This window comes from Rossellomorea marisflavi (genome assembly GCF_001274775.1).
In the GTDB taxonomy this organism is placed as follows: domain Bacteria; phylum Bacillota; class Bacilli; order Bacillales; family Bacillaceae_B; genus Rossellomorea; species Rossellomorea marisflavi.
In genome coordinates, this window is the sequence record NZ_LGUE01000005.1 from 40,000 (window position 1) to 53,067 (window position 13,068).

11 protein-coding genes are annotated in these 13,068 nt (G+C 51.8%); 10 read left to right on the plus strand and 1 reads right to left on the minus strand.

Annotated features, from left to right (window positions below; translation table 11 throughout):
• Nucleotides 1-69 precede the first annotated feature (69 nt).
• Nucleotides 70-288, plus strand: coding sequence for a DUF1659 domain-containing protein (locus tag AF331_RS15495; RefSeq protein WP_053429017.1), 219 nt, complete (start codon nucleotides 70-72; stop codon nucleotides 286-288).
• A 35-nt stretch (nucleotides 289-323) separates the two neighbouring features.
• Complete coding sequence (locus AF331_RS15500; protein WP_053429018.1) at nucleotides 324-542, plus strand: DUF2922 domain-containing protein; 219 nt, start codon at nucleotides 324-326, stop codon at nucleotides 540-542.
• 53 nt (nucleotides 543-595) lie between these two features.
• On the opposite strand, the gene AF331_RS15505 is transcribed toward AF331_RS15500, so the two are convergent.
• Nucleotides 596-1,801 (minus strand): M20 family metallopeptidase, encoded by a 1,206-nt coding sequence (locus AF331_RS15505; RefSeq protein ID WP_053429019.1) that lies wholly within the window; start codon nucleotides 1,799-1,801, stop codon nucleotides 596-598.
• A 252-nt stretch (nucleotides 1,802-2,053) separates the two neighbouring features.
• Between AF331_RS15505 and AF331_RS15510 the strand changes: the two genes are divergently transcribed.
• The 8 genes from AF331_RS15510 (at nucleotide 2,054) to AF331_RS15545 (ending at nucleotide 13,006) form a co-directional block, all read left to right on the plus strand.
• A complete protein-coding gene (locus tag AF331_RS15510; protein ID WP_285813532.1) occupies nucleotides 2,054-3,595 on the plus strand; it encodes an AbgT family transporter in 1,542 nt (513 codons plus the stop codon).
• Between the two features lie 274 nt (nucleotides 3,596-3,869).
• Nucleotides 3,870-5,048, plus strand: coding sequence for a galactokinase (locus AF331_RS15515; protein ID WP_053429020.1), 1,179 nt, complete (start codon nucleotides 3,870-3,872; stop codon nucleotides 5,046-5,048).
• Nucleotides 5,045-6,049 carry a UDP-glucose 4-epimerase GalE gene (galE, locus tag AF331_RS15520; RefSeq protein WP_053429021.1) on the plus strand — a complete coding sequence of 335 codons (1,005 nt, stop codon included), beginning with the start codon at nucleotides 5,045-5,047 and terminating at the stop codon, nucleotides 6,047-6,049. The genes AF331_RS15515 and galE overlap by 4 nt, the downstream gene beginning before the upstream one ends.
• Nucleotides 6,046-7,533: a UDP-glucose--hexose-1-phosphate uridylyltransferase gene (locus AF331_RS15525; RefSeq protein WP_053429022.1), complete on the plus strand. Its 1,488-nt coding sequence runs from the start codon at nucleotides 6,046-6,048 to the stop codon at nucleotides 7,531-7,533. The genes galE and AF331_RS15525 overlap by 4 nt, the downstream gene beginning before the upstream one ends.
• 12 nt (nucleotides 7,534-7,545) lie before the next feature.
• Complete coding sequence (locus AF331_RS15530; RefSeq protein WP_053429023.1) at nucleotides 7,546-8,538, plus strand: aldose epimerase family protein; 993 nt, start codon at nucleotides 7,546-7,548, stop codon at nucleotides 8,536-8,538.
• A 109-nt stretch (nucleotides 8,539-8,647) separates the two neighbouring features.
• The gene (locus AF331_RS15535) at nucleotides 8,648-10,027 is read left to right on the plus strand and encodes a Glu/Leu/Phe/Val family dehydrogenase (protein WP_053429024.1); all 1,380 of its coding nucleotides are present in this window, start codon (nucleotides 8,648-8,650) and stop codon (nucleotides 10,025-10,027) included.
• 1,314 nt (nucleotides 10,028-11,341) lie between these two features.
• Nucleotides 11,342-11,500, plus strand: coding sequence for a hypothetical protein (locus AF331_RS22520; RefSeq protein WP_160316568.1), 159 nt, complete (start codon nucleotides 11,342-11,344; stop codon nucleotides 11,498-11,500).
• A 213-nt stretch (nucleotides 11,501-11,713) separates the two neighbouring features.
• Entirely contained in the window at nucleotides 11,714-13,006 is a 1,293-nt protein-coding gene (locus tag AF331_RS15545) for an ABC transporter substrate-binding protein (protein ID WP_235576414.1), read from the plus strand.
• Nucleotides 13,007-13,068: the final 62 nt, after the last annotated feature.

A 13,068-nucleotide genomic window follows, 5' to 3' on the forward strand; every position in this document is an offset into this window, starting at 1 on the left:
AAAAGTTTACGGGGCAGGTACCCTTAAACGCTCCCAAACCCTATATAAAGGGTGAAGGGGGTGATAAACATGGCAGCGATCGACTTAAAGGATACACGTATCCGATTCCAGTTTTACAAAGGGCTTGATGGTGACGGCAAACCGGTTTTCGAGTACAAGTCCTACAGCTACATCAACGGAACTGCATCTGCAGATGACGTCAACAGCACCGCTGATTCATTGGCGGGTCTTTCGGAAAAGACGCTTTCCAATGTGGAAGTGGTCAAACGATTCGACGTGAACGCGTAATGCAGGGTGAATCATGAAAAGAGGAGGAGAAAAGAATGGCAAAAGCATTGGAATTGATTTTCAGGAATGAAATGGGCAAGCAGGCAACGATTTCGGTCATCGGGCCGAAAGAGCCGGTGGATCCAGCCGCGGTGAAGGCCGCCATGGAGAATCTGATTGCAAAGGATGTTTTCGGAAGTTCAGGCGGGTCACTCGTTTCCATCGAAGGCGCACGCATCGTGGAACGAAATGTAACAGATTACGAACTGATGTAATGGGAAAGGGGAGTGTGTCAATTGACACACTCCCCTTTTTTGAATTGAATCGATCAGCTTTTTTGAACGGCAGCTTCCGTCGTCGAGGCCGCCTTATCTAAGTATGAAACGGATGCACTTAGAAGGACTTTGGCTGCATTCATCATGGCATCCTCATCGATATCGAACTTCGGGTGATGATGCGGGTAGATGGCATTTTTCTCGGGGTTGCCTGCACCTGTGAAGAAGAAGGTGCCCGGTACTTCGTTCAAGTAGTGGGAGAAATCTTCCCCGCCCATCATCGGTTCAAGCTCGAATACGTCGTCTCCGAAGAGATCTTTGGCACATGAAACGAGGTGGGCGGTTTCGGCGATATGATTGATGACCGCCGGATACCCTTTGTCATACTTGAATTCGTAAGAAGCGCCGCTGCCAGAGCAGAGAGCGTTCAGGAAAGTTTCCATCTCCTTGATGATGAATTCCTGTGTGCCTTCATCGAACGTCCGTACCGTCCCGACGATTGAAGCACGGTCGGCAATGATATTGAAGGCATCTCCTGCGTGGAAGGAACCGACGGTGATGACCGCAGGGGACAATGGATTGATGCGCCTGCTCACGATCTGCTGCAGCCATTGGATGTAGTTCGTGCCGAGCATGATGCTGTCCACAGTCTCATGGGGAGATGCACCGTGTCCACCTTTCCCTTGGATGGTCACCTCGAATTTATCGGCCGCAGCCATGATCGGTCCCGCATTATAGCCGATCTTCCCGACAGGGATCGTACTCCATAAATGGGTGCCGAAAATGGCATCGACGCCGTCCAGGCATCCGTCTTCAATCATGGGCTTGGCTCCGCCGGGGGCGACTTCCTCTCCGAATTGATGGATGAGGACCACGTTCCCCTTCAGATGCTCCCGGTTTTGCTGGAGTACCTTGGCCGTGATCAGAAGAGTGGCTGTGTGCGCATCGTGACCGCATGCGTGCATGGCACCATCAACTTTTGACCGATACGGTACATCCTTTTCATCGTGCAGGGGAAGGGCGTCGAAGTCTGCTCGGAGGGCCACCGTCTTACCCGGCAGGCCGCCCTTGATCGTACCGACGACACCGTTCCCGCCAACGCCGGTCCGCACCTCGATGCCGAGCTCGCTCAGGTAGTTTGCGATATATTCCGGCGTATGGACTTCTTGGAAAGAGAGTTCGGGACGTTCGTGGAGATAGCGGCGAATCGAGATCATTTCCTGTGCGTGCTGTTCAAGCTGACTGAGTAGTTGGTCCATGAAAAAACCCCTTTTCAATATGTAGTGACTAATAGTATAAATAGTTTGAATAATAGGTAAAATCATATCAAAGATTTCAAGGGTTGTGGGAGGATTTTGGAAAAAGATCGAATGTAACCGATTAAATCTGAAAATTTGTATAATTGCACAAATAATTAACTTCTATTTTGTAGGATATCACATGGCATTTTTGATTCACTCCTATATAATCAGTCGTAATACAAATTTTCAGAAAACAACAGGAGTGATCAGATGGAATCGGTTCGAAAGACGAATCAAGAGATGGACAGGACAAAAAAGAACTGGTTTGGTAAAATGCTGGACATTGTGGAGAAAACGGGGAATAAGCTTCCAGACCCCGTCACCTTATTTATCATTTTCGCCTTCATTGTCATTATCGTATCCTACATAGGCTCTGCAGCAGGGTGGAAGGCCATCCATCCGTCCACCGGTGAAGAAGTCACTGTGGTCAGCCTCCTTTCGGCAGAAGGACTGCAGCGGATGATGACCAATATGGTCAAAAACTTTGCCGATTTCCCCCCACTCGGGGTGGTGCTTGTCACGATGATCGGTGTGGGTGTCGCAGAAGGAGTCGGGCTCATTTCAGCGCTTCTGAAAAAGGTCGTGTACTCCACCTCGCCTAAACTGATAACCATCAGCATCGTATTCTCGGGGATTCTTGCCAATATCGCAGGGGATGCCGGATTCATCGTCCTTCCACCGATTGCCGCCATGGTGTTTGCAAGCGTGGGACGGCACCCGATCGCCGGAATGGTGGCAGCGTATGCATCAGTGGCAGGCGGATTCAGTGCCAATCTCATCGTCAACATGCTTGACGCCCTTTTGGCTGGCTTCACGGAGTCATCGGCTCAAATCATCGACAAGGATTTTGTCGCAAATCCGGCCATGAACTGGTACTTCCTCATGGCTTCCTGTATCATCATCATTCCCGTTGCCGTATGGGTGACGGAAAGAATCGTCGAACCGCGACTGCCTGCTTATACGGGGCCCCAGATGAAAATGGACAAGCTGTCGGCCCTTGAGACCAGAGGGTTAAAGTGGGCAGGAGTCACAACGCTTCTGTTCCTCGCCCTCGTCGCCTGGACGATCGTGCCGGAAAACGGTGCCCTTAGGGGGGAGAATGGTTCCATCATCATTTCTCCGTTCATGAACTCCCTTGTACCGCTGATCATGGGCTTGTTCCTCCTTCCGGCAGTGGTCTACGGCTTCATCACGAAAGAGTTGCGCAACGATAAGGATGTGGCGCAGGCGATGGCCACCTCCATGGGGACCATGGGGATGTATATCGTCCTCGCCTTCTTCTCGGCACAGTTCATCACCTATTTCAACTGGAGCAACCTGGGTGTCATCCTTGCCATCAAAGGAGCTGGAGTCCTGGAGGGCCTTGGACTTGAAGGGCTGCCCCTCATTCTCGGATTCATCGTCATCACGGCCTTCCTCAACCTTTTCATCGGAAGCGCTTCGGCGAAATGGGCCATCCTCGGACCTGTATTCGTTCCGATGTTCATGATCCTCGGCTTTGACCCGGCGATGACGCAGCTCGCCTATCGGATCGGCGATTCCATCACGAACCCGATTACGCCGATGTTCGCCTACTTTGCCATCCTGCTCGCCTTGGCGAAGAAATACGATAAGAACCTCGGACTCGGCTCACTCATATCGGTGATGCTTCCGTATACGATCTTCTTCGCCATCTCATGGGCCTTGTTCTTTGTCCTATGGTATTATCTCGGATTACCTCTCGGACCTGGATCGGGAATATTCTTGAAGTGAAACAAATTAAAGACCCGGATTCACATGCCTTACTGCAGGCATGTGAATCCGGGTTTTATTATGACCAGGACTCGGTTGTCCCAGGTTCTGTTTTTAGTTTGAATAGGAGGGGTGTTCCGGATTCCATATGCCGCTATCCTCTTTTATCCCTCATTTGCCAGCATCGTCCGAAAGACTCGTTTAGTAAAAGTTTTACTAAAATAAATTGACGCTTTTACCCGACTTCCTTTATGATTTAAATGAAAGCGATTTCTATTGTGCGTGAAAGTGGGGGATCAGGGTGGAATTACTGAACGATTTTCAACGGGTGTTTGGGTCGGCTGCAGACCGGGTGTTCTTTGCTCCGGGCCGGGTCAATTTGATAGGTGAGCATACGGATTATAACGGGGGGCATGTGTTTCCCTGTGCCATCAGTCTTGGGACATATGTGGCGGTTAAGAAACGGGAAGACCGGCTGGTCAGGGTCCATTCTTTGAACTTTCCGGAAGAAGGGATCATCACGTTTTCCGTTGATGACCTGAATTACGTCAAAAGCGATGGATGGGCCAATTATCCAAAAGGGATGATGGCTTCCCTTGTACAGGATGGGCATCGATTGGAATCGGGGATCGATCTCTTATTCTACGGAAATTTACCCAACGGGGCGGGGCTGTCGTCTTCGGCATCCCTTGAGCTTGTGACGGGAGTGGCTTTGCAGGAGTTGTTTCACCTCGATGTGGATCGGAGCCGATTGGTGCAGCTGGGGATGAAGACGGAGAACGACTTTATCGGTGTGAACAGTGGGATCATGGATCAGTTTTCCATCGGTATGGGAAAGGCAGGCTATGGGATCCTTCTGGATGTCCGGTCCCTTGAACATGAATACGCTCCATTGCCCTTTGAAGGGCACAGCCTCGTCATCATGAATACGAATAAGCGCCGGGAGCTTGCTTCCTCCAAGTACAATGAGCGCCGGTTGGAGTGTGAAAAGGCATTGTCTCACCTGCAGCGTGTTGTCGGGATCGAGACACTCGGGGATTTGAGCCTTGTTGAGTTCGAGAAGTACGAACATGCCATCCCGGATGCCAACCTGAAAAAAAGGGCCAGGCATGCAGTGTCTGAAAATGTCCGCACGGTGAAGGCATTCCATCTGTTGAACCAGCATCGGTTAGGGGAATTCGGAGAGCTGATGAATGCATCCCATGTTTCCCTTAAAGAAGACTACGATGTGACGGGGCGTGAGCTGGATGTCCTTGTGGAGGCTGCATGGAGACAACCCGGTGTCCTCGGAGCGAGGATGACGGGTGCTGGATTCGGAGGGTGTGCCATTGCCCTCGTGGAGAATGATCATGTTCAGGCGTTTGTCTCGTCGGTAGGGAATGAATATAAGAGAGTGATAGGATATGAGGCATCATTTTTTACAGCAGAAAGCGCAGATGGCGCCAAAGGATGGAAAGGGAGGGTGATCGTATGAGCATCTTGGTACTGGGAGGAGCGGGATACGTCGGGTCCCATGCCGTTCAGGCATTGGTGGAAAAAGGATATGACACAGCAGTCGTGGATAACCTCGTAACAGGTCATCGAGAAGCGGTAAACGGGAAAGCGAGATTCTATGAGGGGGATATACGGGATCAGGCATTTTTGACATCGGTATTCCACCAGGAAAACGTGGAAGCGGTCATTCATTTCGCCGCATCTTCCCTGGTTGGGGAATCCGTGTCGGAACCGCTTGAATACTGGGATAATAACGTCTCGGGTACCCGGGTGGTCCTGGATGTGATGAAGGAGGCGGGTGTGAAGCATATCGTGTTCTCGTCGACGGCTGCAACGTATGGTGAGCCGGAGCAAGTGCCGATCACAGAGGATATGCCGGAGCGGCCGACGAATCCGTATGGCGAAACGAAGCTCGCCATGGAAAAATTAATGCGCTGGTGTGATGAAGCCTACGGGATCCGCTATGTGTCCCTGCGGTACTTCAATGTGGCGGGAGCAGGTGGTTCGATCGGGGAGGATCATGATCCCGAGACGCATCTGATCCCGCTGGTGCTGAAGACGGCCCTCGGGCAGCGTGAGAGCATCTCGATATTCGGCAACGATTATGACACGCCCGATGGAACATGCATCAGGGATTATGTGCACGTCGAAGATCTCATCGATGCCCATCTTCTTGCGATCCGCTACCTCCAGGAAGGCAAGGGAAGCGGAATCTTCAACCTCGGAAGCAGCCAGGGGTTTTCCGTCAAGGAGATCATCGAAACATCCAGACAGGTGACGGGGGAGAAGATCCAGGAAAAAGTTGCTCCAAGACGGAAGGGGGATCCTGCGAGGCTGATCGCTTCTTCTGACAAAGCACGTTCTGTGCTTGGGTGGACGCCAACGAGGACGACCATCGAACGGATCATCTCAGACGCATGGGAATGGCATAAGGGCCATCCCCGTGGATACAACGATCAGAAAGGTGCTGATCTTTCATGACGATCAATCGCCTGCTCCATTCCCTTGTTGGTAAGGGGTTTTTAGCGGGGCTCATCAGGGAAGAAGATACGGTATACGTCCGGAACCGGCTCCTCGCCGTCCTTGAACAGGATTCCTATGAAGAAGCAGGTGGAGTGGATGCGGGGATGGATATCCCTGATCTGCTTTCGGCCATTGCGGCGGAAGCCCTGAATCTCGGGATCATCGAGGCGGGAGAAGAAGAGGTGCTGATGGCAGAGCTGATGGACTGCTTCATGCCGAAGCCGTCTGAAGTGAATGCCCGATTCCGCACCCTCTACGCGGAGGACCCGATCCGGGCGACGGACTATTTCTATCAGCTGAGCCGCCTGAGTAATTACATCCAGACGAAGCGCATTGCCCAAAATGTCCATTATAAGGTGGATAGCCTCTATGGTGAACTCGACATCACCATCAATCTGTCGAAGCCGGAAAAGGACCCGGCCCAGATCGCAAGGGAGCGGCTGCTTCCGAAGCACGATCACCGTTATCCCGTATGCCTCCTCTGTGTAGAGAATGAAGGATATAAAGGCAGATTGGATCATCCCGGAAGAGCACATCACCGCATGATCAGGCTCGGTCTAGGCGGAGAGGACTGGATGCTTCAGTATTCACCATATGTGTATTATGACGAGCATTGCATCATCCTCTCAGAGGAACATCGACCGATGGAAATCAACCGCGATGGCTTTGCGAGGCTTCTTGATTTCGTGAAACAATTCCCGCATTATTTTGCGGGATCCAATGCCGACCTGCCGATTGTTGGGGGATCGATCCTTTCCCATGATCACTACCAGGGAGGACGCTATGAATTTGCCATGGCAAGAGCAGAGGAGGAAGTGGTGTGTCCCCTGAGCTCCCATCCGGGCGTCCGTGCCGCCATCGTAAAGTGGCCCATGTCGGTCGTGAGGCTGAGCGCAGATGAGGCGGGACCGCTCCTCGATGCGGCAGATGAACTCCTGCAGGGATGGAGGGAGTATAACGATCCTTCCGTAGGGATCCTGGCATCCACAGATGAAGAACCCCATAATACCATCACCCCCATTGCCAGGAAGCGGGAGGGACGTTATGAGCTTGATCTCGTCCTCCGCAACAATCGGAGAAGTGATGAGCATCCCTTCGGCATCTTTCATCCCCATGAGGACGTCCATCATATCAAGAAAGAAAACATCGGCTTGATCGAGGTGATGGGGCTGGCCGTCCTCCCGGCACGTCTGAAAACAGAGCTCTCACTGGTGGAAAACGCCCTTCATGGCGACGTGGAAGAGGCCCCTGCCCACCACAGGGAATGGGTGAGGGAGATCCGGGGAATGCGCAGTGGAGAGATTACTGCAGACACGTCAGCATCGATCATCAAGGAAGAACTGGGGAACAAGTTCTCCCGGGTGCTGGAGGATGCAGGGGTATTCAAACGGACAGAGGAAGGGATAGAAGCATTCAGGCGGTTCATGGCTCAATTCGAATAAGGTGGGATACGCATGATGAAGAAAGAAGTTGGAGAACACAAAGGAGAGGCGGTATTCGAATATACGCTTGAAAATGCCGCGGGTCTGAAGGTATCCATCCTGACCTATGGTGGCATCATCTCATCGATCATGATGCCGGACCGTAAAGGGGATCTTGCAAATGTCGTGCTTTCCTATGATTCCCTTGAAGGATACCAAGGTGATGAGTATTGTATCGGGGCGATGATCGGCCGGGTGGCCGGTCGCCTATCCGCTGCCCGGTATTCGTATGAGGGCAACGAATTCTTGCTTGATCGCAATGAAGGGGAGAATCATTTACACGGAGGATGGAACGGCCTTAATCAAAAGGTGTGGTCGGTGAAAGAAGTGACGGAGGGATCGTTGACATTGGAGGTCCCGTGTGAGGACGGGGAAGGTGGTTACCCCGGAAGCGTCATGATTGAGGTTACCTACACCCTTTCCGACAAGGATGAGCTCACCCTTTCTTATTTGGCCATCCCGGATCAAGATACCCCGATCAATCTCACCAATCACAGCTATTTCAACCTGAGTGGGGATCCCAGCTTGGATGTTACCGATCATGAACTGCAGTTGAAGTCACGACGATATCTTGAACTTGATGATGAGCAGCTTCCCACGGGGACTATCCTTCCCTTGTCACAAGGAGGCTTCCAGTTTGAGGGACCGATCTCGGAAAATAGGACTGACATCGATCATCCTTTCCTTCTTGAAGAACACTTCAGTAGAGAAATCTCTTTGCATCATCCTGGTTCTGGGAGGAAAGTGGTCATTGAAACGGATCAGCCTGCCGTCATTGTCTATACTGGTGGCGGACTGGAAGGGGCTCAGCTGGCAGGTGGAAAGGCCAGCAGCCACCCGGGGATTGCCCTTGAAACCCAAGGCTATCCCGATGCCCCGAACCATTCCGATTTCCAGTCGGTCATGGTCAGGGCGGGAGAAGAATACCGGGCGAAGACGAAGTATCAATTCATGGTTGAGGATTAAATGGGGAGTGTGCCGGGATGGCGCGCTCTTTTTTTGAGCCGGAAATGTTTTTAACATATACTGGAGGGGAAGGGGATAAAGAAAGCATTTACATAACGGGAGGGATTAGGTGATCAGTCAAACAAGGAAGATCGTTCAAAAATCATTGGATGCACTGCTTGAAGATGAATCATTTTTACCGGGGGTGAAGGATGAGTCGAGGAAGAAGGCGTTCAGCTCGCTGACTTCAATCCTCTCGACCCCCAATCATATACATAAGTCCTTTTTGAGGATCGCCCTTGAAAATGGACGTGTGGAAAGGATCCCGGCGTTCCGGGTACAGCATAACAATGCCCTCGGTCCATATAAAGGCGGGATCCGCTTCCATGAATCCGTCAACGAGGAGGAAGTAGAGAACCTCGCTTCCCTCATGACCTTGAAGAATGCCCTCCATGACGTGCCGTTCGGCGGTGGGAAAGGAGGGATCCTCCTTGATCCGAGGGACTACTCCGAGAAGGAGCTTCATCTGATTTCCAAAAAATATGTCCAATACTTCAGTGATATCCTCGGTCCCGACAAAGACATCCCGGCGCCCGACATGGGCTCGGGGGAACGGGAGATGGACTGGATGATGGCGGAATACAAGAGCATCCGTCCCGGGCACCCCTACAGGGGGAGTTTCACGGGCAAAAGCGTCGTGAACGGTGGCTCCCTCGGCAGGCGGGAAGCGACCGGGAAGGGAGTGTTCTTCTCACTCAAGTACCTCCTCCACGATTTCATGAAGGATAAGAAAAGCTTTCTGACGAAGAACGATGGCGTATTCGCCAAAAATCTGTTGAAGCTAGAGGACCGCCCCTTGAAGGTGGCCGTCCAGGGATTCGGGAATGTGGGGTCGGTCGCTGCCCTCGAAGCGCATCAGTCCACCCACCTGTCCATCAAGGTCGTGGCCGTCAGCGACCGGAATGTGATGCTCTACAATGAAGACGGACTCGACATACCTGGCCTCATCGAATACGCCCAGAAGAACCGCGGCGATCTGCCCGATACTGAGGTGGCCCTGGAGGAAGCAGAGGTCAAAGCCGAGGTCCACGACCGGGACGACGTGCTTTATCTCGAACTCGATGCGCTGATCCTGGCCGCGCTGGAAGACCAGATCCATAAGGATAATGTAGAAAAAGTGAAGGCGAATATCATCGTGGAAGGAGCGAATGCCCCGATTGAGTCGGAGGCCGATGCAGCTCTCAATGACCGCGGTGTCATCGTCATCCCGGATATCCTGGCGAATGCCGGCGGGGTGATCGTGTCGTACTTCGAGTGGCTGCAGGGGCGCGAGACACAGTTTTATTCGGAAGAAGAAGTGTTCAAGATGCTGTATGAAAAGATGACGCACACGTTCGATACGGTGCTTCCGATGTTCTTCGGTGATCCGTTCTCGTTGAGGCAGAATTGTTATATTCATTCCGTGATGAAGCTGTCCACTGTGCTGTATCGGCAGGGGAAGTTGTACTGATGGAGGAGAGAGCCCTTTGGTTGGGGCTCTTTTTGTTTTGGGTTGGAGAGGTGGGGAGGGTGTTTCTGGTCGTGTCCATCCCAGCATTACTGATATTTTGTGAAAAGGTAGAGGATAGATGGGTTCGTTCCGTTCCGCTACGGCCGTCCGCTTTCCGAGGGGAGTGGTTCGAGCTTCCTCGTACCTGCGGGATCTCTCCCGCACTCTATTCCCTTCGGAGTCGGTCGGCCTTCGCTGCCCTGCACTGTTTGGTGGAGATGGGGTGGGTGTTTCTAATTGCGACCATCCCAGCATTACTGATGTTTTTTGAAAAAAGGTAGAGAATAGAAGGGTTCGTTCCGTTCCGCTGCGGCCGTCCGCTTTCCGAGGGGAGTGGTTCGAGCTTCCTCGTGCCTGCGGGATCTCTCCCGCACTCTATTCCCTTCGGAGTCGGTCGGCCTTCGCTGCACTGCACTCTTTGGTGGAGATGGGGGGAGGGTTCTAATCGTGTTCATCCCATGCTCACTGATCTTTTTGAAAAAAGGTAGAGAATAGATGGGTTCGTTCCGTTCCGCTGCGGCCGTCCGCTTTCCGGGGGGAGTGGTTCGAGCTTCCTCGTGCCTGCGGGATCTCTCCCGCACTCTATTCCCTTCGGAGTCGGTCGGCCTTCGCTGCACTTCACTCTTTGGTGGAGATGGGGGGAGGGTTCTAATCGTGTTCATCCCATGCTCACTGATCTTTTTGAAAAAAGGTAGAGAATAGATGGGTTCGTTCCGTTCCGCTGCGGCCGTCCGCTTTCCGGGGGGAGTGGTTCGAGCTTCCTCGTGCCTGCGGGATCTCTCCCGCACTCTATTCCCTTCGGAGTCGGTCGGCCTTCGCTGCACTTCACTGTTTGGTGGAGATGGGGTGGGTGATTCTAATCGTGTTCAGCCCATGCTCACTGATATTTTTGAAAAAAGGTAGAGAATAGATGGGTTCGTTCCGTTCCGCTACGGTCGTCCGCTTTCCGGGGGGAGTGGTTCGAGCTTCCTCGTACCTGCGGGATCTCTCCCGCACTCTATTCCCTTCGGAGTCGGCCGGCCTTCGCTGCCCTGCACTTTTTGGTGAAGATGGAGAGGGTGGTTCTAATTGCGACCAGCCCTTCCTTACTGATGTTTTTGAAAAAAGGTAGAGAAGTGATGGGGGCGGTTTCAGGATTGGGTAAGTAACTCTGTCCGAGGCCCACTCTCCTTATTAAGATGCGGATAAATATTTTAGTAAAGTAATTGGTTGATATCTCTGAAACTCGTTCTTTCCAGTTAGGCTATCCGAACGAAAGGTTTTTCCCCATAAAGGATGCTAACCATCATTCCAAACAATAGTGTATTGAAGCGGAGGCGGCTCGACTCCTGCGGAAATAGAGGCAAGGTTGAGACCCTGCAGGCGGAGCCGAAGCGGCTCAACTGCCTCCCGCCGGAAAGCGAGCCGCCGCAGCGAAAAGGAACGTCCTCATAAGCAATCAAAACACCTGAAATAAAAGAGGGTCAAACGACCAAAACGACTTCTATTTTCACAAAGTAAAAAACTATTAAAATTTTTAGTAAAAAATCTCTTGACCTGATCGAACTAGTTTACTAAAATCAAAAGTAAGATGTAAACGCTTACTAGAAGTTTTTCAGCTTGGTAATAACCTTTAACACATATCGAAACACAAAGGGGATGAAGAGGATGAAAAAGTTAGTCGTATTGATGGGGATCATCGCGACCCTGATCATTGCCGGATGCAGCTCCAACAGCAGCGGCGGCGATGGAAAAGACAAGGACGGCAAAGTGACCCTCACAGCCTGGGCGTGGAACGTGAACGTCGGGGCATTGAACGAAGCCATCAAAACGTATGAAAAAGAAAATCCAGATGTGAAGTTGAAAGTCGAGGATATCGGACGCCTTGACGTATATGACAAACTTTCTACCGGTCTTGCAGCCGGCGGTGTCGGCCTTCCTGACATCGTGCTCGTTGAAGATGACCGGATCCACGGCTATGTAGAAGCATTCCCCGATGGATTCGTGAACCTTTCCGAAAAAGGATTCAAAGACCATGAAGATAAATTCCCATCCTTCAAGAATGACCTTGCCCAAGTAGACGGCGATTACTACGCCATGCCATTCGATGCCGGTCCTTCAGGGATGTTCTACCGCAGAAGCATTTTTGAAGAAGCGGGCGTGAAAGCAGAAGACATCGAGACATGGGATGATTTCTTGGAAGCAGGGAAGACCATCAAGGATAAAACAGGGGTAGCTGCCATGCCGCTTGATATGTTCAAGGATGATCCGACGTTCCGGATGATGCTGAACCAGCAGGGTGCATTCTACTTTGATGAAAAAGGCAATATCGACCTGACAAACCCGAAAGCCGTGAAGGCCATGGAAATTCAGAAGGAATTCGCCGATGCCGACTTGATCAAGAACGTCGATGGATGGAACGGAACAGTTTCTGCCACGGCTGACGGATCGGTTGCAACGATTCCATTCGGTGCATGGTACTACGGAACGATTGTGGATCAAGCGAAAGATACAAGCGGCGACTGGGGTGTGTTCCCGCTTCCTGCCATTGAAGAAGGTGGCAATCGCGCGGCGAACCTCGGCGGCGGTGGCTGGATGATTCCTGCTTCCTCCAAAAATGCCGATGCTGCTTATAAGTTCATGGAGTTCTTCTCCACAGATACCGATACGCAGATCATGGCCATGGAAGATTACGGTCTGTTCCCTTCCTTGAATACGGCTTATGATTCTGAAGTGTTCACTGAAGGCGTCGAGTTCTTCGGAGGTCAGGAAATCTGGTCATTGTTCGCAGATGAGATGAAGGATATCCCGACTGCGTACTATACAAAGGATTATTCCCTGGCTTTGGATGAAGCGATCAAAGCACAGGCTGATATGTTCAATGGTGCCAAAGCAGATAAGGCCCTTGAAGATGCGGCCAAACGATTGAAGGACCGCACGAAGCGGGATATCAATAACTGACGATTCACGATGATGAGAGAGATAGAGCCAGGATCAATCCGGGACCTCGTGTCTCTCTCTTT

Excerpts from the sequence above, each read along its gene's own strand:
- AF331_RS15505 (WP_053429019.1), bottom strand. The coding sequence starts at position 1,801 with ATGGACCAACTACTCAGTCAGCTTGAACAGCACGCACAGGAAATGATC.
- AF331_RS15525 (WP_053429022.1), top strand. The coding sequence starts at position 6,046 with ATGACGATCAATCGCCTGCTCCATTCCCTTGTTGGTAAGGGGTTTTTA.
- AF331_RS15495 (WP_053429017.1), top strand. The coding sequence starts at position 70 with ATGGCAGCGATCGACTTAAAGGATACACGTATCCGATTCCAGTTTTAC.
- AF331_RS22520 (WP_160316568.1), top strand. The coding sequence starts at position 11,342 with ATGCTAACCATCATTCCAAACAATAGTGTATTGAAGCGGAGGCGGCTC.
- AF331_RS15510 (WP_285813532.1), top strand. The coding sequence starts at position 2,054 with ATGGAATCGGTTCGAAAGACGAATCAAGAGATGGACAGGACAAAAAAG.
- AF331_RS15500 (WP_053429018.1), top strand. The coding sequence starts at position 324 with ATGGCAAAAGCATTGGAATTGATTTTCAGGAATGAAATGGGCAAGCAG.
- galE (WP_053429021.1), top strand. The coding sequence starts at position 5,045 with ATGAGCATCTTGGTACTGGGAGGAGCGGGATACGTCGGGTCCCATGCC.
- AF331_RS15530 (WP_053429023.1), top strand. The coding sequence starts at position 7,546 with ATGATGAAGAAAGAAGTTGGAGAACACAAAGGAGAGGCGGTATTCGAA.
- AF331_RS15545 (WP_235576414.1), top strand. The coding sequence starts at position 11,714 with ATGAAAAAGTTAGTCGTATTGATGGGGATCATCGCGACCCTGATCATT.